The sequence below is a fragment of the Streptomyces sp. NPDC032472 genome (assembly GCF_040636955.1).
Lineage (GTDB): Bacteria > Actinomycetota > Actinomycetes > Streptomycetales > Streptomycetaceae > Streptomyces.
Genome location: NZ_JBEZVK010000034.1, coordinates 1 through 26,008 on the forward strand (window position 1 = coordinate 1; position 26,008 = coordinate 26,008).

23 protein-coding genes and 5 pseudogenes are annotated in these 26,008 nt (G+C 71.9%); 13 read left to right on the forward strand and 15 right to left on the reverse strand.

Annotation, left to right across the window (positions count from 1 at the left end):
* Positions 1–309: 309 nt before the first annotated feature.
* The 5 genes from AB0F11_RS22845 to AB0F11_RS22865 all read left to right on the forward strand — a co-directional run bounded on the left by AB0F11_RS22845 (position 310) and on the right by AB0F11_RS22865 (position 6,385).
* Positions 310–1,332, forward strand: coding sequence for a LacI family DNA-binding transcriptional regulator (locus tag AB0F11_RS22845; RefSeq protein WP_362176693.1), 1,023 nt, complete (start codon positions 310–312; stop codon positions 1,330–1,332).
* Between the two features lie 185 nt (positions 1,333–1,517).
* Entirely contained in the window at positions 1,518–2,717 is a 1,200-nt protein-coding gene (locus AB0F11_RS22850; RefSeq protein ID WP_362176696.1) for a thiolase family protein, read from the forward strand.
* 239 nt (positions 2,718–2,956) lie between these two features.
* A complete protein-coding gene (locus AB0F11_RS22855; protein ID WP_362176699.1) occupies positions 2,957–4,396 on the forward strand; it encodes an aldehyde dehydrogenase family protein in 1,440 nt (479 codons plus the stop codon).
* A 92-nt stretch (positions 4,397–4,488) separates the two neighbouring features.
* Positions 4,489–4,860 carry a thioredoxin domain-containing protein gene (locus tag AB0F11_RS22860; protein ID WP_361916621.1) on the forward strand — a complete coding sequence of 124 codons (372 nt, stop codon included), beginning with the start codon at positions 4,489–4,491 and terminating at the stop codon, positions 4,858–4,860.
* Positions 4,861–4,954: 94 nt separating this feature from the next.
* Positions 4,955–6,385, forward strand: coding sequence for an NAD(P)/FAD-dependent oxidoreductase (locus AB0F11_RS22865; protein WP_362176702.1), 1,431 nt, complete (start codon positions 4,955–4,957; stop codon positions 6,383–6,385).
* Between the two features lie 94 nt (positions 6,386–6,479).
* Here AB0F11_RS22865 and AB0F11_RS22870 read toward each other — a convergent pair whose 3' ends face one another.
* The 6 genes from AB0F11_RS22870 to AB0F11_RS22895 all read right to left on the reverse strand — a co-directional run bounded on the left by AB0F11_RS22870 (position 6,480) and on the right by AB0F11_RS22895 (position 10,852).
* Positions 6,480–7,142, reverse strand: a complete 663-nt coding sequence (locus AB0F11_RS22870) for a hypothetical protein (protein WP_362176705.1) — start codon at positions 7,140–7,142, stop codon at positions 6,480–6,482.
* Positions 7,139–7,597, reverse strand: coding sequence for a DUF6114 domain-containing protein (locus AB0F11_RS22875; RefSeq protein WP_362176708.1), 459 nt, complete (start codon positions 7,595–7,597; stop codon positions 7,139–7,141). The genes AB0F11_RS22870 and AB0F11_RS22875 overlap by 4 nt, the downstream gene beginning before the upstream one ends.
* Positions 7,588–8,145, reverse strand: a complete 558-nt coding sequence (locus AB0F11_RS22880; RefSeq protein WP_362176886.1) for a DUF6230 family protein — start codon at positions 8,143–8,145, stop codon at positions 7,588–7,590. The genes AB0F11_RS22875 and AB0F11_RS22880 overlap by 10 nt, the downstream gene beginning before the upstream one ends.
* Before the next feature lie 220 nt (positions 8,146–8,365).
* The gene (locus AB0F11_RS22885; protein WP_362176711.1) at positions 8,366–9,157 is read right to left on the reverse strand and encodes a MerR family transcriptional regulator; all 792 of its coding nucleotides are present in this window, start codon (positions 9,155–9,157) and stop codon (positions 8,366–8,368) included.
* A 28-nt stretch (positions 9,158–9,185) separates the two neighbouring features.
* The gene (locus AB0F11_RS22890; RefSeq protein ID WP_362176713.1) at positions 9,186–10,397 is read right to left on the reverse strand and encodes a methyltransferase; all 1,212 of its coding nucleotides are present in this window, start codon (positions 10,395–10,397) and stop codon (positions 9,186–9,188) included.
* Between the two features lie 104 nt (positions 10,398–10,501).
* The gene (locus AB0F11_RS22895) at positions 10,502–10,852 is read right to left on the reverse strand and encodes a tetratricopeptide repeat protein (protein WP_362176716.1); all 351 of its coding nucleotides are present in this window, start codon (positions 10,850–10,852) and stop codon (positions 10,502–10,504) included.
* Between the two features lie 106 nt (positions 10,853–10,958).
* On the opposite strand from AB0F11_RS22895, the gene AB0F11_RS22900 reads away from it, so the two are divergent.
* Positions 10,959–11,924, forward strand: a complete 966-nt coding sequence (locus AB0F11_RS22900) for a pirin family protein (protein WP_362176718.1) — start codon at positions 10,959–10,961, stop codon at positions 11,922–11,924.
* 421 nt (positions 11,925–12,345) lie between these two features.
* Here AB0F11_RS22900 and AB0F11_RS22905 read toward each other — a convergent pair whose 3' ends face one another.
* The gene (locus AB0F11_RS22905; RefSeq protein ID WP_362176721.1) at positions 12,346–12,783 is read right to left on the reverse strand and encodes a hypothetical protein; all 438 of its coding nucleotides are present in this window, start codon (positions 12,781–12,783) and stop codon (positions 12,346–12,348) included.
* A 131-nt stretch (positions 12,784–12,914) separates the two neighbouring features.
* Here AB0F11_RS22905 and AB0F11_RS22910 point away from each other — a divergent pair.
* Together AB0F11_RS22910 and AB0F11_RS22915 are read left to right on the forward strand one after the other, a co-directional pair.
* Positions 12,915–13,562: pseudogene (locus AB0F11_RS22910) on the forward strand (SDR family NAD(P)-dependent oxidoreductase); the annotation flags it as partial.
* Between the two features lie 251 nt (positions 13,563–13,813).
* On the forward strand, positions 13,814–14,488 hold the full coding sequence (locus tag AB0F11_RS22915; protein WP_362176724.1) for a DUF4118 domain-containing protein: 675 nt from the start codon (positions 13,814–13,816) through the stop codon (positions 14,486–14,488).
* Between the two features lie 405 nt (positions 14,489–14,893).
* Here AB0F11_RS22915 and AB0F11_RS22920 read toward each other — a convergent pair whose 3' ends face one another.
* From AB0F11_RS22920 to kdpF, 6 genes and pseudogenes are all read right to left on the reverse strand, one after another.
* On the reverse strand, positions 14,894–15,418 hold the full coding sequence (locus tag AB0F11_RS22920; protein WP_362176727.1) for a hypothetical protein: 525 nt from the start codon (positions 15,416–15,418) through the stop codon (positions 14,894–14,896).
* Positions 15,419–15,529: 111 nt separating this feature from the next.
* Positions 15,530–15,775, reverse strand: coding sequence for a hypothetical protein (locus AB0F11_RS22925; RefSeq protein WP_362176730.1), 246 nt, complete (start codon positions 15,773–15,775; stop codon positions 15,530–15,532).
* A 64-nt stretch (positions 15,776–15,839) separates the two neighbouring features.
* Entirely contained in the window at positions 15,840–16,343 is a 504-nt protein-coding gene (locus AB0F11_RS22930) for a hypothetical protein (RefSeq protein WP_362176732.1), read from the reverse strand.
* Between the two features lie 8 nt (positions 16,344–16,351).
* Positions 16,352–16,849 (reverse strand): hypothetical protein, encoded by a 498-nt coding sequence (locus tag AB0F11_RS22935; protein ID WP_362176735.1) that lies wholly within the window; start codon positions 16,847–16,849, stop codon positions 16,352–16,354.
* Positions 16,850–17,149: 300 nt separating this feature from the next.
* Positions 17,150–19,700, reverse strand: a pseudogene (locus AB0F11_RS22940) (ATP-binding protein).
* A gap of 1 nt (position 19,701) precedes the next feature.
* Positions 19,702–19,791, reverse strand: a complete 90-nt coding sequence (gene kdpF / locus AB0F11_RS22945) for a K(+)-transporting ATPase subunit F (RefSeq protein WP_362176738.1) — start codon at positions 19,789–19,791, stop codon at positions 19,702–19,704.
* 212 nt (positions 19,792–20,003) lie between these two features.
* Between kdpF and AB0F11_RS22950 the strand changes: the two are divergent.
* From AB0F11_RS22950 to AB0F11_RS22970, 5 genes and pseudogenes are all read left to right on the forward strand, one after another.
* Positions 20,004–21,080: pseudogene (locus tag AB0F11_RS22950) on the forward strand (cation:proton antiporter); the annotation flags it as partial.
* Between the two features lie 162 nt (positions 21,081–21,242).
* Positions 21,243–21,602, forward strand: a complete 360-nt coding sequence (locus tag AB0F11_RS22955; RefSeq protein WP_362176741.1) for a UBP-type zinc finger domain-containing protein — start codon at positions 21,243–21,245, stop codon at positions 21,600–21,602.
* Positions 21,603–21,726: 124 nt separating this feature from the next.
* Positions 21,727–22,161 (forward strand): MauE/DoxX family redox-associated membrane protein, encoded by a 435-nt coding sequence (locus AB0F11_RS22960; protein ID WP_362176744.1) that lies wholly within the window; start codon positions 21,727–21,729, stop codon positions 22,159–22,161.
* Between the two features lie 94 nt (positions 22,162–22,255).
* Complete coding sequence (locus tag AB0F11_RS22965; RefSeq protein ID WP_362176747.1) at positions 22,256–22,828, forward strand: YceI family protein; 573 nt, start codon at positions 22,256–22,258, stop codon at positions 22,826–22,828.
* A 235-nt stretch (positions 22,829–23,063) separates the two neighbouring features.
* Positions 23,064–23,744, forward strand: a pseudogene (locus AB0F11_RS22970) (SDR family oxidoreductase); the annotation flags it as partial.
* Positions 23,745–24,106: 362 nt separating this feature from the next.
* On the opposite strand, the pseudogene AB0F11_RS22975 reads toward AB0F11_RS22970, so the two are convergent.
* Positions 24,107–24,996: pseudogene (locus AB0F11_RS22975) on the reverse strand (MBL fold metallo-hydrolase).
* Between the two features lie 57 nt (positions 24,997–25,053).
* Positions 25,054–25,896: an alpha/beta hydrolase gene (locus AB0F11_RS22980; RefSeq protein ID WP_362176750.1), complete on the reverse strand. Its 843-nt coding sequence runs from the start codon at positions 25,894–25,896 to the stop codon at positions 25,054–25,056.
* Positions 25,897–26,008 lie beyond the last annotated feature (112 nt).

The following is a 26,008-nucleotide window of genomic DNA, read 5'->3' on the forward strand; positions in this document are numbered from 1 at the left end:
GGTCGCCGAAGGCGATCGCGAAGCGACGCGACGCAGGAGCGCCCTTGACGAGCCGGCGCGAACCGAAAGGACAATGGGCGGCCGGGACGCCCCCGAGCGCACTCCGACCCCGGGCCACCGTGACCCCGCCCTGCCCCGTCCCCCGCGCCGGTGCACCGCCGTGATCACGCCGAAGCGGACCGGCCCGTGCAGTGGTTTCCGGAGATCGTCGGGTCCGGCAGTGTCCCGGTCGCCGCCTTGAGCACCGGCATTGGATTCCGGCCAACCCCCGCACCCCGGGGCCTCCCGGTCTGGAAGGATGCCACGGCGATGTCGAAGCCGCCGAAGCCCCCCAACCCCCCCGGCCCCCTCAACCCGCCCACCAGCGCCGACGTGGCCCGGCTCGCCGGGGTCTCGCGGGCGACCGTGTCGTACGTGCTGAACAACGCCGAAGCCGTCCGCATCAGCGAGCCGACCCGCCGCAAGGTCCGGCGGGCCGCCGAGGAGCTGGGGTACGTCCCGCACGCCGCCGCCCGGAGCCTTCGGGCCGGTCACACCCGGATCGTGCTGCTGCCCACCGCGCACGTCCCGATCGGGCCGCTGCACAGCGGCTTCCTCGACGACCTCCAGCGGGCGCTGCGCCGCCTCGACTACACCGTCGTGCAGTACGGCAGCCTCGGCCTCAGCGGTGACGAGGCCGCCCGCGCCTGGGCCGAGCTGCGCCCCGTCGCCGTGATCTCCCTCGGGGAGACCGCCCTGGCCGGGCACAACATCGACACCCTCAAGCGGGCCGGCGCCCGCGCGGTGATCACGGTGGGGCCGACGCGCGTCCCCGGGGCCCACGCCCTGGTGATGGACCAGGCCGAGGTCGGCGCCCGGGCCGCGGCGCACCTGGCCGAGCGGGGCCACCGGCGGATCGGTGTCGTCGTCCCGCAGGAGGAGGGGCTCGGGCTGTTCGCCGGGCCGCGGCTGGAGGGCGCCCGCTCCGTTGCCGGCGCCGGGACCGAGCCGCTCGTGATGGCCTACACGGAGGAGTCGGCCGCGGCGCTCGCCTCCCGCTGGCGCTCCCTCGGCCTGCGCGCGGTGTACGCGTACAACGACGAGTACGCGATGCTGCTGATGCGCGCCCTCCTGGACGAGGGGCTGCGGATCCCCGAGGACGTCGCCGTCATCGGCGCGGACGACCTGCTGGTCGGCAGGCTGCTGCGGCCCCGGCTGAGCACCGTACGGATCGAGCTGCCGACCGCGGAGCACCTGGCGGAGCTGGTGGACCGGGCGGTGCGGGAGCCGTCCGAGATCACCGAGCAGCACGGGCCGATGGCCGCCACGGTCGTCCACCGCGAGTCGACCTGAGCCTCCCGCCCCGCCGCACTGCCTGCCCCACCCCCGCCCACCCCCACCAGGAGCCCGTTGACAGGCGGTGACCGGCGGGCGGAGACTGCGGGCGCGCCCCACCGGGCGCGCCCGGCGTCGTACCCGGTGCCGACGGCGGCACGGGCCGCGGCGCCGCCCGTACGGATCCGCCCAGGAGAGACGCGATGAGCATCCGCACCGTCCGCGACGTGTACGTCGTCGACGCCGTCCGCACCCCGATCGGCAAGTTCGGCGGAGCCTTCGCCGGGGTCCGCCCCGACGACCTCGCCGCGCACGTCGTCCGCTCGCTCGTGGACCGTACGCCCTCCCTCGACCCCGCCCGCATCGACGACGTCGTCTTCGGCGACGCCAACGGCGCCGGCGAGGACAACCGCGACGTGGCCCGCATGGCCGTGCTGCTCGCCGGCCTGCCGGTGACCGTCCCCGGCGTCACCGTCAACCGGCTGTGCGGCTCCGGTCTGGAAGCGGTCATCCAGGCCGCCCGGTCCATCGCCCTCGGCGATTCCTCCGTCGCCATCGCGGGCGGCGTCGAGTCGATGACCCGGGCCCCGTGGGTCGTGCAGAAGCCGGAGCGCGCCTTCCCCGCCACGCACCAGCAGATGTGGTCCACCGCGCTGGGCTGGCGGATGACCAACCCGCGCATGCCCGACGACTGGACGGTCTCGCTCGGCGAGGGCGCCGAACTCATCGCCGAGAAGCACGGCATCACCCGCGAGGCGCAGGACCTCTTCGCCCTCGACAGCCACCGCAAGGCGGCCGCCGCCTGGGCCGCCGGCCTGTACGACGACGAGGTCGTGCCCTACCCCGGCATCGAGCTCGTACGCGACGAGTGCATCCGCGAGGGCTCCACCCCCGAGGCGCTGGCCCGCCTGAAGCCGGTGTTCCGGACGGACGGCACCGGTACGGTCACCGCCGCGAACGCCTCGCCCCTCAACGACGGCGCGGCGGCCCTGCTGCTGACCGACGAGGAGGGGCTGGCGGCCACCGGCCGGGAGCCGCTGGCCCGGATCAGCGCCTCCGCGGTCACGGGCATCGAGCCGCAGCTGTTCGGGCTGGGCCCGGTCGAGGCCGTGCAGCGGGCGCTCGCCAAGGCGGGCACCGCCCTGGCCGACCTGGACGTGCTGGAGCTGAACGAGGCCTTCGCGGCGCAGGCGCTGGGCTGCCTGGCCGCCTGGCCGGAGCTGGACCCGGCGGTCGTCAACCCGCGCGGCGGGGCCATCGCGATCGGGCACCCGCTCGGCGCCTCGGGCGCCCGGCTCGCCGGTGCGGTCGCGCACCAGCTGGCCGCGGCCGGCTCGGGCACCGGCATGGCGGCGCTGTGCATCGGCGTCGGGCAGGGCATCGCCCTGGTGCTGGAGCGCTGACCGGCCGGGAGCACTGACCGGCCGGGAGCACTGCGGCCGGAGCGTTGCCCGCCCCGCCCGCCCCGCCCGCCCCACCCCATCGCCGCGACGGCCCCGGGTCGTCGCGGCGATCGTTTCCGGTCACTGCGGGCCGCCAACTGCCCAATAACTGAACAGAGGTTGGTGCCTCCGGTCTGGCACGATGGCGCGTGCTGCCGCCCCCCGCCCCGCCCGCCCATCCCTCCCGGAGGCCCCGCGCCATGCCGCTCCTCGACCCGACGCTCTGGCAGGACGGACCGACCCTCACCGGCGGTACCGCGCCCGTCGTCGAGCCCGCCACCGGCCGCACCCTCGCCACCCTCGACCTCGCCGCGCCCGCCGACGTGGCCGAGGCCGCCGTACGTGCCCGGGCCGCCCAGCAGGACTGGGCGCGGGCCACCCACCTGGACCGTGCCGCCGTGCTGCGCCGCGCCGGCGACCTGTTCACCGCCCACGCCGCCGAGCTGCGCGAGTGGCTGGTGCGGGAGTCCGGCTCGATCCCCGGCAAGGCGGACTTCGAACTGCACGTCGCCGCCCAGGAGTGCTACGAGGCCGCCGCGCTGGCCTCCCGGCCCGCCGGGCAGGTGCTGCCGAGCGAGGCGCCCCGGCTCTCCTTCACCCGCCGGGTTCCGGCCGGGGTGGTGGGCGTGGTGGCCCCGTTCAACGCCCCGCTGATCCTGGCGATCCGCTCCGTCGCCCCGGCCCTGGCCCTCGGCAACGCGGTGCTGCTCAAGCCGGACCGGCGGACCGCGGTGTGCGGCGGGCTCGCGCTGTCCGCGGTGTTCGCCGCGGCCGGGCTGCCGGGCGGGCTGCTGCACGTGCTGCCCGGCGGAGCCGAGACGGGGGCCGCGGTGGTCGCCGAACCGCTGGTGCGGGTGGTGTCGTTCACCGGTTCCACGGCGGCCGGCCGGTCCGTCGCCGAGCTGGGCGGCCGTCACCTCAAGCGGCTGCACCTGGAGTTGGGCGGGAACTCGGCCCTCGTCGTCCTGCGGGACGCCGACGTCGAGGCCGCCGTCGCACAGGCCTCGTGGGGTTCCTTCTTCCACCAGGGCCAGATCTGCATGACCGCCGGCCGGCACCTCGTCCACGCCTCGCTGTACGACGAGTACGTGGAGCGGCTCGCGGCCCGGGCCGAGTCGCTGGCGGTGGGGGACCCGTACCGCGGCCGGGTCCACCTGGGCCCGCTGATCGACGCGGCGCAGCGGGACCGGGTCCGTGCGCTGGTCGAGGCCAGCGCCGAACAGGGGGCCAAGCTCGTCGCCGGCGGTACCCACGAGGAGCTGTTCTACCGGCCGACCGTGCTCGCCGGCGTCGACGACGACACGCCCGCCTACACGGAGGAGGTGTTCGGGCCGGTGGCGCCCGTACGCTCCTTCGCGACGGAGGAGGAGGCGGTGGCGCTGGCCGCGGCCGGCCCGTACGGGCTCTCCCTCGGGATCGTGACCCGGGACGCAGCGCGCGGGCTGGAGCTGGCCGAGCGGATACCGACCGGGATCGCGCACGTCAACGACCAGACGGTGAACGACGAGGCCGTGGCCCCCTTCGGCGGGGTCGGGGCTTCCGGCACCGGGGCCCGGTTCGGCGGGGAGGCGAACCTGGAGGCCTTCACGGAGCTGCGCTGGACGACCCTGCGGTCCACGCCCGCCGGACACCCCTTCTAGCCGACACGCCGTCGTCGGAGTGCGCCGCCCGGAATGCCGGCGGCCGGCCGATCGTTTCAGAGACCATACGAGGCAATCAGGAGGTCTGAACCGTGGCTACTGTCGAGCTCACCAAGGAGAACTTCGACCAGACGGTCAGCGAGAACCCGTTCGTGCTGATCGACTTCTGGGCGGGCTGGTGCCGGCCGTGCCTGTCGTTCGCCCCCGTGTACGAGAAGGCCTCCGAGGCCCACCCCGACCTGCTCTTCGCCAAGGTCGACACCGAGGCCCAGCAGGAGCTGGCCGCGGCCTTCCAGATCACCTCGATCCCGACCCTGATGATCGTCCGGGACCAGGTGGCGATCTTCGCCCAGCCCGGCGCGCTGCCGGAGGCGGCCCTGACCGACCTCATCGGCCAGGCCCGCGCGCTCGACATGGACGAGGTCCGCGCGAAGATCGCCGCGGCGGAGCAGGACCGCGGCTGAACCGTGGCTAAGGTGACGGGGACACGAGCCCCGGGGAGCCCTTGAGCCCCCCGGAGGCTCGCCCCGGTCGACCCCCTGGCCCTGGAGGGCGCGCATGTCGGAAGCGGTGGAGTACGACGTCGTGGTCGTCGGCGGCGGCCCGGCCGGCGAGAACGTCGTGGACCGCACCCGCGCCGCCGGGCTCAGCACGGCCCTGGTGGAGAGCGAGCTGGTGGGCGGGGAGTGCTCGTACTGGGCCTGCATCCCCAGCAAGGCCCTGTTGCGCCCGGCGCTGGCCCGGGCGGACGCCCGCCGGGTGCCCGGGCTCGCGGGCGCCGTCGGCGGCCCCCTGGACACGCCGGCCGTCTTCGCGCACCGCGACTACTGGACCGGCCACTGGAAGGACGAGGGCCAGGCCGACTGGCTGGAGTCCATCGGCGCCCACCTCCACCGCGGACACGGCCGCCTCGACGGGCCGCGCCGGGTCGTCGTCACCGGCCCCGAGGGCGAGCACCACGTCCTCGCCGCCCGGCACGCGGTCGTCGTCGCCACGGGCTCGCGCGCCGTGGTCCCCCCGCTGCCCGGCATCGCCGGTGCCCGGCCCTGGACCAGCCGCGAGGCCACCTCCGCCCGGGAGGTGCCGGGGCGGCTGCTGATCATCGGCGGCTCCGTGGTGGCAGCCGAGATGGCCACGGCCTGGCAGGCCCTGGGCTCCCGGGTCACCGTGCTCGTCCGCGGCTCCCGGCTGCTGCCGCGGATGGAGCCCTTCGCGGGGGAGCTGGTCGCCGAGGCGCTGCGCGAGGCCGGTGCGGTGGTCCGTACGGGCGTGGCGGCCGAGGCGGTCGTACGGGACGGCGGCAGCGGGCCCGTCCGGGTGGTGCTGGAGGGCGGCGAGATCGTGGAGGGCGACGAGCTGCTGATGGCGACCGGCCGTACGCCGCGCACCGAGGACCTCGGGCTGGACACGGTCGGACTGATGCCCGGCGACTGGATCGCCGTGGACGACAGCTGCCGCAGCGAAGCGCACGACTGGCTGTACGCGGTCGGTGACGTCAACCACCGCGCGCTGCTGACCCACCAGGGCAAGTACCAGGCCCGGATCGCGGGCGCCGCCATCGCCGCCCGCGCGGCCGGCACCCCGGAGCCGGACACCGGCCCGTGGGGCGCGCACGCGGCGACCGCCGACGTACGGGCCCTGCCGCAGGCCGTGTTCACCGACCCGGAGGCCGCGGCGGTGGGCCCCACCCTGGCCGAGGCGGAGCGGGCCGGGCACCGCGTCCGCGCGGTCGACTTCGACCTGGGCAAGGTCTCCGGCGCGGGCCTGTACGCCGACGGCTACCGGGGCCGGGCCCGGATGGTCGTCGACCTGGACCGGGAGGTGCTGCTGGGAGCCACCTTCGTCGGGCCGGGCGCGGCCGAGCTCGTGCACGCGGCCACGATCGCCGTCGCCGGGGAGGTCCCGATCGGCCGGCTGTGGCACGCGGTCCCCGCGTTCCCGACGATGAGCGAGATCTGGCTGCGGCTGCTGGAGGCGTACCGGGGGTAGCCCGCGGGTGGCCCGCCGGGCCCGGCGTGGCCCGGGCGCGGCGGGCCCGATCGGCGCAGGCCGGTCGGCGCGGGGCGACCGGCGTCGGCCGGGGTCAGGGGCCGACGGTGATCTGCTGCGCCGGGTCGGTGGTGTCGGTGACCTTGTAGACGGCGTTGAAGACGGACGAGGTCGCGCTCGTCGGGCAGCCGAAGCCGCCCGTGACCGTCACCGGCACGGAGGCGTTGGTGAAGGTCAGGCTCGGCGGGGCGCCGTTGACCCAGCTCCCGCTGACGTTGGCCGGGCCGGCGGGCGCGGCGGTGACCGTACAGGTGGCCAGGCCGGTGGTGTGCACGACGAGCCCGCCGGTCGGCACCGTCATGGTGGCGGTGATCGGGGAGCCGTCCTGCATGGACACCGACCAGGAGCCGCTGGTGGTGACCGTCGGGGTCACGCCCGGCATGCTGGAGGTGCACGAGGTGTACGTGGGCGGGGTGATCGGCGAGGAGACGGCTCCGGCGGCGTTCTGGTTGCCGGGGGCGGCCGGGACGGCGCCGGTGGAGACGGAGACCGTGCAGGTCACGGTCACCGAACCGGCCTTGAGGGTGGCCTTGCCGCTGAGGGTGGCCTTGAACGCGTGCCCGGCCGGGGTGACGGTGGTCGACCCGGCCAGCGGTGCGGGTGCGGCCGCGGGGGAGGCGGTGGCGGTGGCCGAGGCCGCGGACAGCACTCCGGCGGCTGCCAACCCGAGGGCGAGCGCGGTGCGCCTTCTGCTCATGGCTGTGCTCCTTGGGGATCGGGGTGCGGTGGGGTGGGGGACGGCGTGGGGGAGGGGGAAGGCGCGGGGGAAGGAGAAGGGGAACGAGCAGGGGAACGGGTAGGCACCGGGGCGGCGTTCGGCTGCCAGGCGAACATCAGGCCGCCGCCGAGGATCCCGAGCAGGGTGCCGATCAGGAAGCCGCCGAGGTTGGACAGCACCAGCGCGGCGGTGGCGATCAGCGTGGTCAGGACCCCGGCGAGGCCGCGCTGGGCGGGGGCGAACCAGGCGGTGAGGCCGAGCACGATCATCACGATGCCCATGAGGACGGACGGGATGCCCGCCACGCCCTGCTGGAGCATGACCTTCAGCGGTGCCAGCGGCAGGGCGCAGATCTCGGCCCCGGCGAGGACGGCGAAGAGCCCGCCCCAGAACGGCCTGCTGCGCCGCCACCGCCGCCAGCGGTTCAGAAGCATTCCTTCTTGCCCTTGCTGATGTTCATGCTGAGGCCGGAGAGCTTGAAGGTGCCCGCGTTGGTGGCCCAGGCCGTCTGCTGGAGATCGGTGATGCTGACGCTGTCGGCCTGCTGGGCGAACAGGTCCTGCATGCCGACGGCTTCGGCCGGTCCCTTGTCGAGGGTGGAGGCGTCGCGGCCGATCTCGATGTTGGTGAAGACGGCGTTGCCGGAGAGCTGGGTGGCGTCGACGAAGAGGTTGCTTGCCTCGACGGGGGCGTTCTTGCCGGCGGTGAGGTTGAGGGAGATGTCGCCGACCACCGGCAGCGAGGTCACCACCGACTGGCACAGGTGGTGGAGTTTGGCTTCCTTGATGGCGGTGACCGCCACCGGGATCAGTTCCTGGCGGGCGTTGACGTCGATGCTTCCGTACTGGGCGAAGCCCTCGCCCTCCAGGCTGCTGGCCGACACCTTGAACTGCTGCCCCGACACGGCGAAGGAGGCGGCGAGCGCGCCCTGCGCGAGGGCGATGCCGAGGCCTGCGGTCACGGCCACGGCGGGGAGGGTCAGAACGGCGAAGCGACGCCAGCGGACCCGGCCGCCGCCGGCGTCTGCGTCTCTGCCGGGCGGGCCGGATACATCCGATAAGTCGGAGGAAGGGGAGTCCGTCATGAGATCGTCCCTTATTTCGGCTGTGCACCGTTGTTACCGACGAGTTGAATGTAAGAGTGCCAATGGCGGTTGGCAAGGTTGTTCGAGCGTGCCTTTTCGGCCGACTCCTACCGATCGGTCACTGCTCCGCGCGCAGCAGTTCGGCAACCTCCGCCTCCACCCGCAAGGCCATCGCCTTCGCGAATTCCGCGGCCACGACCTCGCGCGCCACGGGCCGCAGCGCTGCCGCGGCCGCGCCGATGTGATCCAGTTGCGTGGCCGAAAGGTGCTCCAGCCCGTCCGCCCCGATCACATGCCGCCGGAACAGTCCGACGAACCGGTCGGCGAGCGCGGCCGCCTGGATCTGTACGAAGTCCCCCGCGTCCAGGATCTCCGCGAGCGGCACGCCCTGGCGCACCAGCGTCAGCGTCGCCTCCAGCAGCCGCCGGCTGCGGTGCGTGACCCGGTCGCCCTCGATGCGTACGTACCCGAGCCGCTCCGCCCGGCGGGTGTCCTCGGCCGTGGCCGCCGGGCCGAAGAGCTCGCCGAGCTCGGCCAGGCTCATGGTGACCGGCTCCTCCTGGACCCAGTCCCGGGTCATCGCCCGCTCCAGGCCCAGCAGTTGGGACAGGCCGCCGCCCGCCTCCCATGCGTGCAGCAGCTCGCCGATGCCGTTGACGGTGTAGCCGCGGCCGAGCAGGTCGCTGATCAGGCGCAGCCGGGTCAGGTGGTCCTCGGAGTACCAGGCGATCCGGCCCTCGCGGCGCGGCGGCGGGAGCAGCCCGCGCTCCTGGTAGTAGCGCAGGTTGCGCACCTTGACGCCGGCCGCGCGGGCGAGGTCCTCCCGGCGGTATCGGCCGGTGCCGGCACCGGTATCCGGGCCGCCGCTCGTGCCGTCGTCCGCCGCATCGTCGTGCACCAGGCTGCTCACGCGGCCGAGTGTAGGACGTACCGGCAGGTCACATGGGCCGCGGACGCTTCTCCTGCTTGACGGCCCGCAGCACCACGAACCGCGGTTCGCTCGCGGCGACTTCACTGTTGCCGAAGAGGCGGCGCAGGTGCGTGTGGTAGCCGAGGTGGCGGTTGGCGACGATCCACAGCTCGCCGCCGGGCCGCAGCGCGCGCCGCGCCTGTGCGAACATCCGCAGCGCCGTCGCGTCCGTCGTCGCCTGGTGGGAGTGGAAGGGCGGGTTGCACAGGACGAGGTCCACGGACCCGGCGGGCAGCATCGCGAGCCCGTCGCCGACGAGGAACTCGGCCCGGTCGCGGCGGCCGCTGCGCACGTTCGCCTCGTACGTGGCCCGCGCGGAGGCGACCGCCTGGTAGGACTCGTCCGCGAACACCACCTCCGCGTCCGGGTCCGCGACCGCGACCGCCGTGCCGACGATGCCGTTGCCGCAGCCCAGGTCCACGACGCGGGCTCCGGCCGTGTTGTTCGGGATGCTCTGGAGGAAGAAGCGGGTGCCGACGTCGAGGCGGTCCGCGCAGAAGATGCCCGCGTGGTTCACCGCGGTCAGGCCGGCGCCCGAGCCGGCGTCCCGGTCCAGGGTGTACGTGAGCGGCCAGCCGCCGCCGACCGGCGCCTCGGGCGCCGCGCCGCCCGCGGCCACCTCCGGCGTGCAGAAGATCAGCCGGGCCTTCTTCTCGGCGAGCGAGGTCCTGGTCGGCCCGAGGATCCGCTCGAAAAGGTTCAGCGTGGAGGTGTGGATCTCCTTGACCATGCCCGTACCGACCACCACGGTGTCCGCGTGCACGTGCGGGGCCAGCCGCAGCAGCTGGTCCTCCAGCAGCGCCAGGCTCTTGGGCACCCGTACGAGCAGCACGTCGATCCGCTCCGGCGGGGCGTCCTGCGTGGTCAGCAGGGTGACCGCGTCCTCGGCCGCCCCGGCGCGCTTCAGATTGGCCTCGGTGGCGGCGCGCGTGAGGTACGAATCGGTGATCTGCGTCGGCCGGTGGGCGGCCAGGGCCGTCGCCAGTGCGCCCCAGCGGTCCCCGAGCACGGTGATCTGCCCGGCCGCGGCCAGGTCCACCGGGCCGCGCTCGCCCGTACCGGAGTCCAGGTGGCGCAGCAGGTACTCGTCGGCGGCGTCCCAGGCGCGGAGCCGGTCGCGCGGGTCCTCGGGGAAGCGGGTGAGCTCGTAGGAGCCGAAAGGCGTGGTCAGACGGTTCATCGTGCCCCCAGGCTATCCGAGCCGGGCCCCGCGCCCGCACAGCCGGGAGCGGGGGCGGCGCCACCTCGCGCGTGCGGGGCCCCCGGCCTGCTCCGGGACCCGCCCTACTCCGGGAACTCGCCGGCCATCGCCGCGGCGAGCCGCAGGTACGGCGCCGCCTCGGCGGCCCGGCCCTGGCGCTCCAGGGTGCGGCCCAGCATCAGCTGGGCGTAGTCCTCCACCGGCCAGCGCTCCAGGATGGCGCGCAGCTCCCGCTCGGCGCGGCCGAGCTGCGCCGAGTGGTAACAGGCACGGGCCAGCAGCAGCCGCGGCGCCAGCTGCTCGGGGGCCTCGGCCGTCACCGATTCCAGGATGCGGGCGGCCGCCGCGTACTCCTTCGCGTCGAAGAAGAGCCGGGCGCGCGCCCAGCGCTCGGCCGCCGTCCCGTGCTCGTGGTACGCCGTCGGCGCGTCCATCGTGTCCCTTCCGCCGTTCGGGTGCTGCGTCCGCCCCCTCCAACACGTGACAGGAGCAGCGCATTCCACGGAACGCGGAGGTCGCTGCGGTACTAAGTTGTGCGGTATGAGCAATCTCGATCGCCAGCCCGCACTCTCCGCCTGCGGCGGCCGCGGATTCGTCGTGGCCGAGCCCGTGCGGGAGCTCCTGTCCCCGCGCAAGGTCAAGCTCGGTGAGTCCACCGAGGTCCGCCGACTCCTGCCGAACCTGGGCCGCCGCATGGTGGGCGCCTGGTGCTTCGTCGACCACTACGGCCCGGACGACATCGCCGGCGAGCCCGGCATGCAGGTTGCCCCCCACCCCCACGCCGGGCTCCAGACCGTGAGCTGGCTGCACGACGGGGAGGTGCTGCACCGCGACAGCGTGGGCAGCCTGGAGACCATTCGGCCGCGCGAGCTGGGCCTGATGACCTCCGGCCGCGGTATCAGCCACTCCGAGGAGAGCCCCCGCTCCCACGGCCGCCTCCTGCACGGCGCCCAGCTGTGGGTCGCGCTCCCGGACGCCCACCGCAACGTGGAGCCGCACTTCCAGCACCACGCCGAGCTCCCGCACGTCACGGCCCCCGGCCTGTCGGCGACGGTGATCCTCGGCACCCTGGACACCGCCACCTCGCCGGGCACGGCGTACAGCCCGATCGTCGGCGCGGACATCGCCCTGGCGGCGGGCACCGAGACCCGGCTCCCGCTGGAGCCGGACTTCGAGTACGCCGTGCTGTCGATGTCGGGCGAGGCACACGTCGACGGCGTCCCGGTCCTGCCGGGCTCGATGCTCTACCTCGGCTGCGGCCGCACCGACCTCCCGCTCCGCGCCATCTCGGACGCCGACCTGATGCTCCTCGGCGGCGAGCCGTTCGAGGAGGAGATCGTCATGTTCTGGAACTGGATCGGCCGCAGCCACGAGGAGATCGCCCAGGCCCGCGAGGACTGGATGACCGGCACCCGCTTCGGCGAGGTGAAGGGCTACGACGGCCCTCCGATTCCGTCCCCCGAGCTCCCGCCGACGCACCTGAAGCCCAGGGGAAGGGTGCGCTGACCTGCTGTTTTGCTTGTATCCGGATGGGGTGAGGTGCTCGGACCCAACCCTCCGCTTCTGCTTGCGGAGGGGAGGCTCCCGGACGTGGTTCGACAGCCGCTGGTGCCGGTGGTCGAGTCTCAGGTGTCGCGGGCTGTAATCAGCTTTGGTCGGACGAATGCTGACCTTTTGCTGACTTTACTGACGAGTAGTTAGGTCTGCAGGTAGGCCGTGCCGAGTTTCCGTTGCCCGCAATGGGCAGCGGAGCATGCCATGGGGCCGCTGGCGCCTGCGACCTGGCCAGCGGACCGGCCAAGGCGTGTGATCCGTCGGTGGACTGTGAGCGTGGCACCTGGCAGACCTTGTGGATAGGTGACAACAGCCTCGCTGGTCCGGTCCCGACCACCAGGCGGTGGCGGAAGCCTGTATGGGCTCGGGAGGTCTAAGCCTCGGGGGTGACTGGACGTTCCAGGGGAGTGCCCTCTTTGAGGAACCGGGTGACCACGTCCATGCGGTCGGAGAACCCGACCGGTGTGTGGTCCGCCAAGAGGTCGAGATGGTCGGCGGGCCAGGCCTGGGGATTGCCCTTCAGCAGTACGAGGCGCTGGTCGAATGCGTAGTCCGCGCGTTCGATGCGTTGCACCAGGGACAGGGCGTGCTCCAGGCCCTGCTCCGAGCCGCCGACGGCCTGAACCAGCACCGTTCGTTTCGGCAGGTTGATGCGGGCGGTGGGGCGCACCTTGGCGGCGCGGGGGAGTTCCACCGTGGGACGCCGGTCATAGGCGATGCGGGCGTCGTCGAGGTACGCGTGGAGCTGACGTACGAGTTGGCTGTCCCGGTCGGGAGCTGCGAGCCATCGCAGGCCGTCGGTGGTCAGCATGGCGCTGCTGATGTCGGATACGAGCGTTGCTGCCTGTTCCAGAGGCCGGCGGCCGACGATTCGCCCATCCACCTCGCTGAGGTGGAACGCTTTGAGCGTCTCGGCCCAGGCGGTCGCTGCCCGCCCGGCCCACCGCCGACGTCGACGCCGAACTCCTGCGCCCGTGCGCGGCGGACTTCGCGCACCGCGACGAGGTCGAGCGGCTCGCCAGCCGGATCATCGTCAGGCCCCCGCACCTCGACGTCCTCGTCAACAACGCCGCGGTAGCGGCCCCCGAGCGCCACACGGTCACCCTCGACGGCAACGAGCTCTCCTTCCAGGTCAACTTCCTCGCCCACTACCTGCTGACGAACCTGCTCGCACCGGTACTCACCACCTCCCCGGGAGGACGCGTCGTGAACGTCTCCTCCTCGATGCACCGCACCGCCTCGATCATGTGGAACGACCCCAACCGCACCCGCCGTTACTCACGCCTGGCGGCCTACGCGCAGTCACAGCTGGCCCTCACCGTCTTCGCCGCCGACCCCAGGGTCACCGCCGTGTCCGTCAACCCGGGCGTGTGCGAGACCGCGCTGCGGCCGCTGTACGGGCACGAGGGCGCGACGCCCTCCGAGGGCGCAGCCCACGTCGTCCGCCTCTGCGACCCGGCGGTCGAGATCGTCAACGGCGCCTACTACGACCGGAACGCGCGCATGGACCCGGCTCCCTGCGCGACCGAGGAGCGCACCGTCAAGCGGCTGAACAAGCTGGCCGACGTACTCGTCGGCCACTCGGCCTGACAGCAAGCCAACCGCGGCCGCAAGGCCGACCGGCGCTGACGCTCACCGGCGCCGGTGCCCCGCGGGGGCGGCCCACCGTCCAGGGCCGCCCCCGCTCCCCTTCCCCTGAAGCTAGGCGGCATCCGTCGTGATCGAGCTCCTTCCGCCCCGTCTCCCCGCTCTCGCCCGCTGGTTCCCCGGCGGGGCGCCCGGAGTCGCGGCCCTCCCCGAGCACGTCCTCGCCACCGGCAACGGCCGCTGGTGGGCGGACCGTGCCTTGGATCCACGGGTCGTGGCGGTCTCCAGCGGCGATCACACCGCGCCCGAGCCGTGCCACCGGCCCGCGCCGCTTCTGGACGGCGATCGCGCTCGCCGCGATCACGCTCCCGGCCCTCACCCTCCTGCTGGTCCTCCTGGGCGAACACGTGGACCTCGCCCTCGCCCTGGTGCTCTACCTCTTGGCCGTCGTTGTGATCGCCCTGGTCGGCGGCCTCGTCCCCGCCCTGCTGGCCGCACTTGCCGCAGGACTGCTCGCCGACTATTACTTCACCGCGCCGGTCCACTCGCTGCGCGTCGAGCGCCCCGCCGACGTCTTCGCGTTGGTGGTGTACGTCGTCACGGCCGTCGTCGGCACCGCCGCCGGCATGGCCGCGCGCCGCACGTACCAGGCGGTCCGGGCGAGCTCCGAGGCCCGGACGCTGAGCCGGCTGGCCACGGCCATGATGCACGGCCAGGACCTGCCCGCCCTCCTCGAACAGGTAGGAGGACTTCGGCCCGGACGCGGTGAGCCTGCTGGAGAGGGACGACGGGCATGCCGTCGACCCCCGCTGGTTCGTCGCCGCCAGTACCGGAACGGACGCGCCGGAGCGGCCGTACGACGCCGACGTCGAAAGCCCCGCGGGCGACAACCTCACGCTCGCCGCATGCGGCCACCCGCTGAGCGCTGACGACCAGCGTGTGCTGGGCGCGTGCGCGGCCCAGTTGGGCATGGCCTACTCCCACGGCAGGCTCGCAGCCCACGACGCCGAAACGGGCCTGCGCGCACCCGAGTGATGACTGCGCTGGCAGCCGAAGCCCAGCGGCGCAGCCCGACGGAACGCAGCCCGCTGCTCACGGCCGAGGCGCGGTCCGGCCAGGTGGAGATCCGGGTGACGGACGGCACCGACGGTGGAGCCAGAGGTCCGGAGCACGAGACGGGCCTGGGCCGAGGCGTCGCAGCGGACAGCCTGACCCTGCGGATGTCCCGCGATCTCACGGAAACCATGGGAGGCGAGGCACACTCGAAACCGTGGCCACCGGCCCCGGGTTCGCGGTGAGGCTCACCCTTCCGACAGCGGCCCCCGAACAGCCAGTCAGTGACCGGCGGAGGGCCACTCCAGGCCGGAGACTTTGAAGACCGTCTGGGCCGTCTCACGGTCGATGCGCTCCGACAGCTCGCGCAGGGCGGTCGTGCCGCTCAGCAGGGTGCCGCGCTGGATCGAGGTGCGGGCGTCCACGTCGAGCCGGTGCCACGTGGCGGGGTTCCGGACCGGGACGGTCGGATCGATCTCGACCTGGCTGCCCTCGGTGTCCCGGAGGACCATTCGTTGGGCCACCGCGCCGTACCAGCGGACCGAGACGAGGGCGTCGGTACGGACGGTGTCCTTCACGAGCAGACCTCGGGTACTGAGCCGGCCCGGCCGTACCGAGACCCGGGGCGGCAGCAGGATCGCGAAGAGCAGGCCGGCCAGGCCGGTCCACGTGAGGCCGCGCGGCACGTCGAGCTCGCCGAGGCCCGCGTCCATGGTGAACAGGGCCGTGAAGAGGAGGAACGCGACACCGATCGCCGAGCGTCGCTCACCGGCCCAGTGGGTGTCCTGTGTGAAACGTCGTTCCATGAGGGTGACGTTAGGGCGGGAAGAGGCCTCGGAACCGGACCCTGACGCGCTGCTGATGTCGCGGCTACGGGATCTTGACGGGGTTCCCACTCGGCGGGAACCCCGTCGGCTTCAGTGGCCTGGCGGGCTACTCGAGGGCGACGGCCAGGAGTAGTCGTACGCCGGCGGGCTCCACGGCTTGGGGTCGGGGGCTGGCTTGAACGGTCCGGCCCGGTTGGCCATGGCGATCATCATGATCGCGCCGAAGAGCAGGGTGATGACGATGAGGGCGAGCCCGATGGGGTTGCGAGAGTTGTAGTAGTAGCGGTTCGTACCCCACTTGCTCCGCTTGAAGACCGGTTCGTCGTCGTGATGCACAGGCTGCGTCCTGGGTTGGAGGTTCGCGGGGGCCCGCTCTGCCTCAGCGGGCTGGTCTCTATGGTCAGGAGGTGCATCCCACCGCCTTCTCGGCGGCCGGGAAGTACGCCTCCATGAAATGGGTGAGGGCTTCCCGGCGCTTCGTGGCGTCGTCACGCTCGGGGTAAAACCGCTCGGCCTGGACCACGAACTTGCGGTTCCCGCCCTGGTAGGTGCACGAGGCGACCGCGACCACGTTGATGTCGCTCACGCGGGCGTCGTCTCCGACGTCGATCTTCGTGGCATGGGGAATCTGCCATTCTCTCCGCACGCTCGGATCCTGATCTGCCGGGATGACCTCCCCCTGGACACTCAAGATGCTCTCCTGGTCCACCTGCACGAAACAGTGAGGGGCGTCCGGCCTGGAAAGGGCCGTCGACTGCTCCAGCTTCTCGCCCGGGAGGAGCAAGGGTTCGAGGACAGCGGCCTTGACCGGGACCCCGCACACGTCATGGGGCATCGCGTACTTCGAGGGATTCGAGCAGCCTGCCACGGAGAGGAGGGCAGCCGCAGTGGCGACCGCCGCCATGGGGCGCCTCACGGGGTGCCCGCCAGTCCCTTGGCGCGCTTGTTGCCGTTCACGGCCGCCAAGTCGATCTCGTTCTCCAGAGTGTAGGGGTCGTTGCTGTGCCCGGGGTTGGCTTTGGCCCACTCCTCGGAGAGGGCTCTCAGCTGGTTCTCTCGGAGGCGGAAGACGTCCTGGGAGATGTGGGCGCAGGCGTCCAACAACGTGCCCTCCTGGTCGTGCCACTTGTCTGCAACCGTCGAGAGGGCCGCACCCAGTGCGAAGTCCTTCTTCAGGGAGCCTGCCGCCTCGTACGTACTGGCCTTGGCGTGGTCCCCGTCGGTGCCGAGCCTCTGACGGAGCTTGAACGCTGCGTCGCCGACGGCCGCCAGATCCTTCTGGGTGACCACAAGGTCCCCCTGCGGCCCCGGTCCGCCGCCGCCTCCGGGATCGAGCTGATTGAGTCGCATCGCGGTCTGCTTCTCGGCCGCGGCTGACCTGAGCTCCGCCCATTCCTCATCGAATGACATTGATCCCCCATGGTGAAAGTGGTGTTGCAGGCACGAGCTCAGTTGTCCGGGCGAGGCCGGCGCTCCGCCGGTCGGGGCTGGACGCCGGTCATCAGGACGTCGAGACCGCGGCGGGTGGTGACCGCACGACGCGGCCCTCATGGCGCAGGACCCGTCCAGCACGACGGTGACGGCCTCGCCGCTCACGGCGTCGAGTTCCTGCGCCAGGCGGTGTACGAGCCCGGCGTTGCCGCAGATGACCAAGTGCTGGGAGCGCTGCCCGAGTCCTGCTCGGAGGTGGAGGGTCGAGGACATCGCGGATCAGCGCCGTCCTGCGGGCACATCGGTGGTGGCGACGGGCAGCGAAAGGACCATGGTCAGGCCCCCGCCGGGCGTGTCCTCGGGGGTGAGTGTGCCGTCCATCGCCTCGGTGAGGCCCCGGGCCAGAGCGAGCCCGAGGCCGAGTCCGGCGGTGTTGTCGCGGTCGCACGAGGCGCTGGAAGGGCTCGAAGACACGCTCGCGGTCGTCGGCGTCGATCCCGGGTCCCCGGTCGGCGATCCTGATCTCGACCCGCTCGGCCAGCGCACTGGCTGTGACCAGCACGGGGCGGTCGGCGGGCGCGTGGCGGACCGCGTTGCCGACGAGGTTCGCCAGTACGCGTTCGAGCAAGGGCGGGTCGGCCAGCAGCGCCGGTACGGCTTCCAGGGCCTGGACATCGAGGGGCGGCCGGTCCTCCGATATCGGGTCCAGGGAGTCCAGGGCGGCAGGCAGGACTTCCTCGAGGGTGGTCGCCCGTAGGTCGAGTGTGAGGGCGCCGGCCTGCAGGCGGCTGAGGTCGAGCAGATTCTCGACGAGGCGGTTCAGCCGGTTCAGGGACACTTCGGCGGAGCCCAGCAGTTCGGCCCGGTCCTCGGCGGAGAAGTCGACGTCCGGGGCGCGCAAGGAGGTGACGGCGGCCAGTGCCCCGGCCAGTGGTGTCCGCAGGTCGTGGCCGACGGCCCGGAGCAGGGCGGTGCGCAGCCGGTCGGCGGCCTTGATCGGCTCGACCTCGGCGGCGACCTCGGCCAGGCGGGCCCGTTCGACGGCAGCGCCGACGTGGGCGGCGAAGGCGGCCAGGACCCGGCGCTCGGAGGAGGGCAGCGTACGGCCGCGCAGGACGAGGAAGGCCCCGGGCCCGGCGGCGACCACCAGGGCGGGATCCGGCGAGCCGTCGGTGTCGGGAGCTTGCGGGGCCAGTTCGACGGTGGTCATGCCGAAGGTTTCCCGGGTGCGTTCCAGCAGGGCCGGGATGGTCTGGTCGCCGCGGACGATGCTTCCGGCGAGGGAGGACATGGTCTCCGCCTCGGCCGTGGCGCGTGCGGAGCGGCGGGACAGCCGCAGGGACCTGTCGGCTGCGGCGGCCACGGTGGCGGCCACACCGGCGAAGACCACCAGCGCCAGCACGCTGTCGGGGTCGCTCATGGTGAATTCGCCTATGGGCGGCATGAACCAGTAGTTGAGGAGCAGGGCCGCGGTCAGCGCCGCGAGCAGGGCGGAGGTCACTCCGCCGATGCATGCCACGGCCACGACGGTCACCAGGAACAGCAGGGCCTCGCTGGTGAGGTTCAGCGTGCCGCGCATGCGGTCGAGGACGAGCGTGAGCAGTACAGGGAGCACCAGCGCGGCCACGGGTCCGGCGACGAGCCGTGAGGTGGGGAGCGTGCGGCGACGGGACGGCAGGAGGCGGCCGTGGCCGGCGTGCTCGTGCGTGACCATGTGGACGTCGATGTCCTCGGACAGGGCGACCACCGTCTCGCCGATCCCGCGACCCGTGAGGAAACGTTCCAGCCGACGCCGGCGGCTCGTGCCGAGGACGAGCTGGGTGGCGTTCTCCGCCATCACGAAGTCCACCAGCACGATGGGCACTTCGTCCCCGACGACCGAGTAGTAGCTGCCGCCGAGGCCCTCGATGAGGGCCCGCTGCCCGGCCAGTGCCGCGTGGGAGACGCCGGCGGCGAGCCCGTCGCTCCGTGCGACGTGCACGGCGAGCAGCTCGCCCCCCGCCGACCGGCCGGCGATGCGCGCCGCACGACGGATCAGGGTCTCGCCCTCGGGCCCGCCGGTGAGGGCGACCACGACCCGTTCCCGGGTCTCCCAGACGGTCCCGATGCCGTGCTCGGCCCGGTACTTGTGGAGGGCCTCGTCCACGCGGCCGGCCAGCCACAGCAGGGCCAGCTCCCGCAGCGCGATGAGGTTGCCGGGACGGAAGTAGTTGGCGAGGGAGGCGTCGATCCGTTCCGGGGGATAGATGTTGCCGTGCGCCATCCGGCGCCTGAGCCCCTCGGGAGGTATGTCGACCAGCTCGATCTCGTGGGCGCGGCGCACGAACTCTTCGGGGACGGTCTCCCGTTGCGGTACCCCGGTGATCTTCTCGACGACGTCGCTCAGCGACTCGAGGTGCTGGATGTTGAGGGTCGTGACGACGTCGATCCCGGCGGCGAGGATCTCCTCGACGTCCTGCCAGCGCTTCACGTGCCGGTCGCCCCCGGGCACGTTGGCGTGGGCGAGTTCGTCGATCAGCACCACCTGCGGACGCCTGGAAAGGAGTGCCTCCCGGTCCAACTCCGGGCACCGTCCACCCCGGTAAGTGCAATCGGCAAGGGGGAGGCGTTCGAGTCCGTGGAGCTTCGCCTCCGTGTGCCGGCGTCGGTGGCACTCCACGAAGCCGGCCACCACGTCCGCGCCGCGGGCCACCCGGCGGTGCGCCTCGTCGAGCATCCGGTAGGTCTTTCCGACTCCGGGAGCCGCGCCGAGGAAGACCTTGAGTCTTCCTCGCGGCAGGACCGGCTGTCCCGGTGTGGTCACCGGGATCGTTTCGTTCGTGGTCGTCATGTCAGAACTTCTCGGGGAAGAACAACGCCAGGACCAGGTACCCGACGATGCTGACCGCGACGACGATGCCTACGACATTCTCCGTTCTCAACCGACCCCGACTCCTCCATGCGTCCTCAACCTCACCAGCGAACAGCAGCGAGGACCTGAACGAAAGGGCCCTTACGGACTCCTGACGCCACTCGGCCGGGACTTTGACGGTGTATTGACGCCCGCTCCATCGATAGGGTGAAGGCGGTGTGCCGGGAAGCCTGGTCGGCGTCGTGGGACCGCATGGTCCGCGTCGATTCGGGTGGGGGCGGAATGCGCAGCGTCGGTACGGTCTTGATCCTTGTGGTGCTGGCCACGGTGGTGGCCACGGGTGCCCGCCGCTGGCGTATTTCCGCGCCCTCGCTGCTCGTTGTCGCAGGGATGGCCGTCGCTCTGGTGCCCGGTACTCCCGATATCCATGTCAGCCCCGAGACCATCGGCCTGGTCGTCCTGCCGCCCCTGCTGTACGTCGGCGCCGAGGAACTGCCCTGGCGGGAAATGCGTCTGGTGTGGAAGCCGGTGAGCGTGCTCGCGGTGGGGCTCGTGCTGGCCTCGGCGGCCGCCGTCGGCGCGGTCGCCTCGCTGCTCACCCTGCTGTCCTGGCAGATGGCGATGGTCCTGGGCGCCGTCCTCGCGAGTACGGACCCGGTGGCCGTGACAGCGCTCGGCCGGCGCCTCGCCCTGCCTCCCCGGGTCCAGGTCCTCGTGCAGGCCGAGAGCCTCTTCAACGACGCGACCTCGCTCGTCCTCTTCCGGGTCGCGGTCGTCGTCGCCACAGCCTCCCCCGGCCTCTCCTGGCAGGCGGCGGGCGGCGAGTTCGCTCTGCTCGCCGACGGCGGCGTCCTGATCGGAGGAGCGGTCGCGGGGGTGGTGACCCTGATCCGCCGCAGGACCGAGGACCCCGTACTGGAGACCGTCATCACCCTGGTGACCCCGTACGCCGCGTACGTCCTGGCCGAGGCGGTGCACGCGTCGGGCGTGACCTCCGTCGTCGTGGCGGGCGTCGTGATCGGGGGCCTCGCGGACCGGCTGACCATCCGAGGGGCGAAGAAGCTGCTGACCACCGCGGCCATCATCATGAGCGCCTTCCTGATCACCTCCAGCTTCATCACCACGCTGCTGATCCCGCCGGCCCCGTTCGAGCCCGGCGGCGAGGCCAACGGCCGCGCCCTGGCCTACCTGGCCCACGTGTACATCGGCTCCGCGTTCGGCACGGTCTACGACGTCTCGACCATCCTGATCCTGTGGTTCGCCGGCGCTTCCGCGATGGCCGGCCTGCTGAACCTGATGCCGCGCTACCTGCCCCGCTACGGGAGGGCCCCGCACTGGGCCCGCGCCCTGCGACCGATGGGGAGCGCGGGTCCGCTGCACTGAGCTGCTGCCATGACCTGCGAGCCTGATCCATGCCGATTATGGTGAAGGAAGGGGTTCAACCGTCGCGACTTCGGCTGCAAGTGCCGAAACCCGTCCGAAACGGCATTCGAGCGAAGCCTCGCCAGGGAGGGGCAGCGCATGCCTCAGGAGCAGATCCCAGGAATTGATCTCACTGCGCCGCCGAGTGGGGACGGGTGCGTGGAGTGTCTGGCAGGCGATGGACCGGGCTGGTGGTTCCACCTCCGGCGCTGCGCAGCGTGCGGGCACATCGGATGCTGTGACTCCTCGCCCTCGCAGCACGGCTCGAAGCATGCCCGGATGACCGGGCACGCCTTCCTGACGAGCTTCGAGCCCGGCGAATCCTGGTTCTGGAACATCGAGACCGAGCAGTACTACGAGGGTCCGCCACTGGCGCCGCCGACCTCACACCCGGCCTCACAGCCGACCCCGGGGCCGCAGGGCAAAGTCCCGCCGGACTGGCAGCTTCACCTGCACTGACCTGGCCCGGGGCTCCGGGGCTCCGGGGCTCCGGGGCCAGCGGGTGGGGGAGAACCGGCCCCCGTTTGACATGCTTCGAACGGATGGCAGGGTTGTATCCGGGGCCAATGTTGGGAGGCTCGGCATGGCATTCGGTTGGGCACGATGTTCCGCAGCACGGCAACTTCCGCTCAGGCTCACGGTCGGCGCGTTCTTCCTGAACTCCGGGCTCTCGAAACTCGGTGCGGACGAGGCCACCGCCGAGGGGATGCAGCAGTTCGCCGCCACGACCTACCCGTTCCTGGGCAAGCAGGACGCCCAGAGGTTCGTCCGGCTGCTCTCCGCCGGGGAGCTGGCCATTGCCACCGCACTGCTCCTGCCGGTCGTCCCTGCCGCTGTCGCCGGGGTTGCGCTCACCGCGTTCTCCGTGGGCACCCTCGGGCTCTACGTGCGCACACCGGGGATGCGGCAGGAAGGCAGCCTGCGCCCGACCGAGCAGGGAACCGCGCTGGCCAAGGACGTCTGGATGCTGGGCATCGGCGTCTCCCTCATCGTTGAGGGCGTGAACGAACACCGGTGACGCACCGCGGACACGTCGGCCCACCGCACTGCCGTACGCGCTCCGTGACCGCCATCGGATCCGTCCTGGTTGAAGGGGCAAAACAGGGGCGCACATGGCCATGACCAAGTGGTTCTTCGAGCCCGGTCATACCGCGGCGGAGTTCCGCGCCAGGCACATGATGGTCACCTACGTGCGCGGGCAGCTCAAGAACGTGCACGGCCGTCTGGAGGTCGATCCCGACGACCCGGAGAAGGCGCGCGTCGAGGCGACGGTCGACGCGACCCAGGTGTACACCGGTCAGCCCCAGCGCGACGCCCACCTCCGCAGTGCCGATTTCTTCGATGTCGAGCACCACCCGACGTGGACGTTCGTCGGGTCGCGCATTCATCAGGTGAGCGGAACCGAGTTCGAGGTGACCGGAGATCTCACGGTGCGTGGAGTGACGCGCCCCGTAACCTTCGACGTCACCTACTTGGGACAGTGGGATACGCCTTGGTGGGAGGAGGGGCGGGACCTCGGGCCCCGGCGACGCGCCGGTTTCACCGCCTCGACGCGTATCAATCGACATGACTTCGGGGTGAGTTGGGACGATGTGGTCGACCGCGGCGGCGTGGTCGTCAGCCCCATGGTCGATGTCGTGGTCGACGTCGAGGCCGTCCTCGAGCCCATCGAAACGGCCACCTGAGCACGACCAGCTCGGGTTGCGCGCCGAACAGCTTGATAGCGGGCGGCAATCGCTGAAGCCGGCAGCAGGTCTTGGACGATGGTGCGTGAAGAGACTTGGCTGGCTGTGCTGGCAGACGGATTCTCTGTGGCGGCAGGTCGCTGAGGTGGGCAGCCTGAGTGCCGATGGTTCGGCAGTGAGAGGAGCGCTGAGCAGCGTCTACTGAGACCGTTGGGAGCCAGCGAGTTACGGCAGGTGCGATGTTCTGGTCCACTCGGCCGCCATGGTCGCCTTCGGACCGTTCGAGGACTTCGACTTCGACCTGTGGGGTCAGGTCCAGGCCGTGAACGTCGAGTCGGCGCTGCTGCTCACCCAGGCGTTCGCGCCGGGGATGCGTGAGCGGGGCTTCGGCAGGGTGGTCTTCATCGTCTCCAACACGTTCTGGCGTCCCCCGGGCGCGCACATGCTCGCGTACGTGGCGTCCCAAAGGGCGTTGATCGGCATGACCCACGCCCTCGCCGTCGGGCTCGGCGGCCACGGGATCGCAGTCACGGCGGTGGCCCCGGGGCTGACTCGCAGTCCGGCTACCGGCGTCGTGCCGGCTGAGGAGTTCGAGGAGGTCGCGGCGCGTCAGGCGCTGCCCCGGCCGCTCACCCCCGACGACACAGCAGCTGTGGTGGCGATGCTTGTCGGCGAGGACGCCGCCGCGCTGACGGGCCAGGTACTCACGGTCGACGGCGGCCTGGTGATGCGGGGTGGTGTCGCAACGCCTTCGACAGCCACGCAACAGCGTCAAGGCGATTCCGTCTGCTCGTGGGTGGACGGCAGGTCCCTGGCCCGGGGCTCCACAGCACTGGCAGATACGTATGAACATGCGCGCATCGGAGCTCCTCGCCGAGCGGTGTGGCGGAGGCGAGCGCGGAGGGCGCGGTGGTGATTCCGCGGCCCCGGCAACCTGGCTCGGTCAAATCCTTCGTCCACGGCCGGGTTGGCTGGGTGTCCACGGCTGAGTAGCCCCGACTAGCTGGTACGACCCCTGCCCGGGCTCCACGGTAGTTGGACTCACTGCCGACTTGTATTCGAACTCTCTTCTGGATGAAGGCGTCCCTGCCCTTGACCCCGGTCTTCAGGGTCCGCTGCGGAGGCTCGGGGTGCACGGGGTGCACGGGGTGTACGGGGTGTACGGGGTGCACGGCCGCAGGGGACTGCCGCAGGCTCGGGGTGGGGCAGCGGCCAGGGCCTGCGCTCCGCTGAACCGTTGAGCTCGGGCGGCCCATCCTGGTAGCGGCTTCGGATGGCTTACAGCGTCCAAGCTGCGACGAGGTTCTGCACCGGGTCGCCGCCCTCACGGGCGAGGTAGAGGGCACGTGCGCTGACCCAGAGGACGGTCGGGCCGAGGTGTTCCGGGTAGCGCTTCAGCATCGCGTCGAAGAAGTCGGCGGGGGAGTCGTGCGCGGCCAGGGCGGCCTCGGCGTCGTCCAGGTATCGGCGGGTCTCGGCGATGAGCCGTGCCGCGTCGTCGTCGAGGTTCTTGTTCTGGTGACTTGCCACGATGCGGCGCGGCTTCAGCGCGGCGATGGTGTCGACGGCCTGGCGCCAGGGGCCGAAGTCGCCGTCGGCTGATTCGGCGAGGTACATGTGGACCCCGTTGTAGATCGCGTCGCCGGCCACGACCAGGCCGAGGTCGGGCATGTGCAGCACCGCACTGTCGTCGCTGTCCGCGTGCCCCACTTCGACGATGTCGAGGTCGTGCCCTTCGAGGGTGAGTCGGTTGCCGGGCACGGTGACGGCCGTGACGGGGGGATCTGGCCGGGCCACATCACGTCCCACAGCACCTCCCGGGCGTACACGTTGTTGTGCATCTGTGCGATGGAGCCTGCAGTGGTGACGACCTGGGCGCCGAAGCGTTCGGCGAGCATCCCGGCGGTGAACCAGTGGTCGCCGTGGCCGTGCATGGCGACGATGTGCGTCAGCCGCTTCCCGTTCGCCTCGACCCAGTCTCCGACCTGCTCCGCCTGCTCGAGGGCCAGTGGCGGGTCGACAAGGACGGCGTCCTGGCGGCCGTGGATCAGGGTGACCGCGAGGGGCTGGAAGGTGCGGGGCTCTCCGTTGGGCAGCGGCCCGGGACCGTTCATCGGCAGCGGGTCCGCCACGAACACGTCATGGCCGATGTCGGTGATGGTGGACATGGTCTTCCCTTCGGTGAGGGCATGCGGTCGTGTAGTTGGTGTGGGCGTCAAGGCTGTTCACGGGCGGTCGAGGAAGTGCACGACGTCACCGGCGAACTGTTCGTGGTGCTGGAAGAGGAAGCCGTGTGCCGCGTCCGGGTAGATCTTGATCTCCGCGCCGGGGATGAGTCCGGCCAGCAGGTGGGAGTAGCGGGGGAGGATCATGGGGTCGCTGTCGCCGTTGGCGACGAACACCGGTGCCTGGATCGCGGTCACCCGCTCCAGGAGCGAGAAGCCGGGGATGCCCCAGGCGGAGACCGCGTCGTACTGCGCCTGGCGCGTCTGCCACGTCGTGGGCGCGTCCAGCTCTTCCCGGGTGAACATGCGACCCATGGCCTTCTCGCCGGCCGACCGGCTCTCCGGCGAACGGGTGTAGAAGACGTCGAGCACCGAAGTGGGAACGATCTCCGGCTCGCCCACCGCGTCGATGACCCATTTCGCCCACCCGTGCATGCCGGGTGCACCCTGCGGTGCCGCCGAGGCGAGCACGATGCGCCGTGCGAGCGCGGGCCGGATCAGCGCGATCTCCTGGGCCACGAAGGAGCCCAGGGAGAAGCCGAGAATGTCGACCCGGGCCAGGTCCAGGGCGTCGGTGAAGGCGATGGCGTCCAACGCCATCTGCGCGACGGTGCTCGGTGTCCTGCCGCTGGACCGGCCGACGCCAGTGTTGTCGAAAGCGATGACGCGCCGGCTCCGGGCCAGGGCGTCGACCAGGGAGGGATCCCAGTTGTCGAGGTTGCCCCGGAAATGCATGAGCAGGACCAGCGGCACACCGCCCTCGCCGACCTCGCGGTACGCGTACTCGATGCCGTTGGCGGCAGACACCGTCGTGATGGGCGCCTGCGCGTAGGACCGTGTCATAGGAGTCTCCCTTCAGGCCTGCCCGTGATCGACGCTCGGGCGGGCAGGAGCTGGTCGTAGGCCACTGAACCCCATCGATGTATAGCGATCGCTTTACATACTGTCGACGCTA

What these genes read in the sequence shown, in the direction of transcription:
- AB0F11_RS22845 (WP_362176693.1), top strand. Translation starts at nt 310, where the DNA reads ATGTCGAAGCCGCCGAAGCCCCCCAACCCCCCCGGCCCCCTCAACCCG.
- AB0F11_RS22850 (WP_362176696.1), top strand. Translation starts at nt 1,518, where the DNA reads ATGAGCATCCGCACCGTCCGCGACGTGTACGTCGTCGACGCCGTCCGC.
- AB0F11_RS22855 (WP_362176699.1), top strand. Translation starts at nt 2,957, where the DNA reads ATGCCGCTCCTCGACCCGACGCTCTGGCAGGACGGACCGACCCTCACC.
- AB0F11_RS22865 (WP_362176702.1), top strand. Translation starts at nt 4,955, where the DNA reads ATGTCGGAAGCGGTGGAGTACGACGTCGTGGTCGTCGGCGGCGGCCCG.
- AB0F11_RS22870 (WP_362176705.1), bottom strand. Translation starts at nt 7,142, where the DNA reads ATGAGCAGAAGGCGCACCGCGCTCGCCCTCGGGTTGGCAGCCGCCGGA.
- AB0F11_RS22875 (WP_362176708.1), bottom strand. Translation starts at nt 7,597, where the DNA reads ATGCTTCTGAACCGCTGGCGGCGGTGGCGGCGCAGCAGGCCGTTCTGG.
- AB0F11_RS22890 (WP_362176713.1), bottom strand. Translation starts at nt 10,397, where the DNA reads ATGAACCGTCTGACCACGCCTTTCGGCTCCTACGAGCTCACCCGCTTC.
- AB0F11_RS22895 (WP_362176716.1), bottom strand. Translation starts at nt 10,852, where the DNA reads ATGGACGCGCCGACGGCGTACCACGAGCACGGGACGGCGGCCGAGCGC.
- AB0F11_RS22900 (WP_362176718.1), top strand. Translation starts at nt 10,959, where the DNA reads ATGAGCAATCTCGATCGCCAGCCCGCACTCTCCGCCTGCGGCGGCCGC.
- AB0F11_RS22905 (WP_362176721.1), bottom strand. Translation starts at nt 12,783, where the DNA reads ATGCTGACCACCGACGGCCTGCGATGGCTCGCAGCTCCCGACCGGGAC.
- AB0F11_RS22920 (WP_362176727.1), bottom strand. Translation starts at nt 15,418, where the DNA reads ATGGAACGACGTTTCACACAGGACACCCACTGGGCCGGTGAGCGACGC.
- AB0F11_RS22930 (WP_362176732.1), bottom strand. Translation starts at nt 16,343, where the DNA reads ATGGCGGCGGTCGCCACTGCGGCTGCCCTCCTCTCCGTGGCAGGCTGC.
- AB0F11_RS22935 (WP_362176735.1), bottom strand. Translation starts at nt 16,849, where the DNA reads ATGTCATTCGATGAGGAATGGGCGGAGCTCAGGTCAGCCGCGGCCGAG.
- AB0F11_RS22955 (WP_362176741.1), top strand. Translation starts at nt 21,243, where the DNA reads ATGCCTCAGGAGCAGATCCCAGGAATTGATCTCACTGCGCCGCCGAGT.
- AB0F11_RS22960 (WP_362176744.1), top strand. Translation starts at nt 21,727, where the DNA reads ATGGCATTCGGTTGGGCACGATGTTCCGCAGCACGGCAACTTCCGCTC.
- AB0F11_RS22965 (WP_362176747.1), top strand. Translation starts at nt 22,256, where the DNA reads ATGGCCATGACCAAGTGGTTCTTCGAGCCCGGTCATACCGCGGCGGAG.
- AB0F11_RS22980 (WP_362176750.1), bottom strand. Translation starts at nt 25,896, where the DNA reads ATGACACGGTCCTACGCGCAGGCGCCCATCACGACGGTGTCTGCCGCC.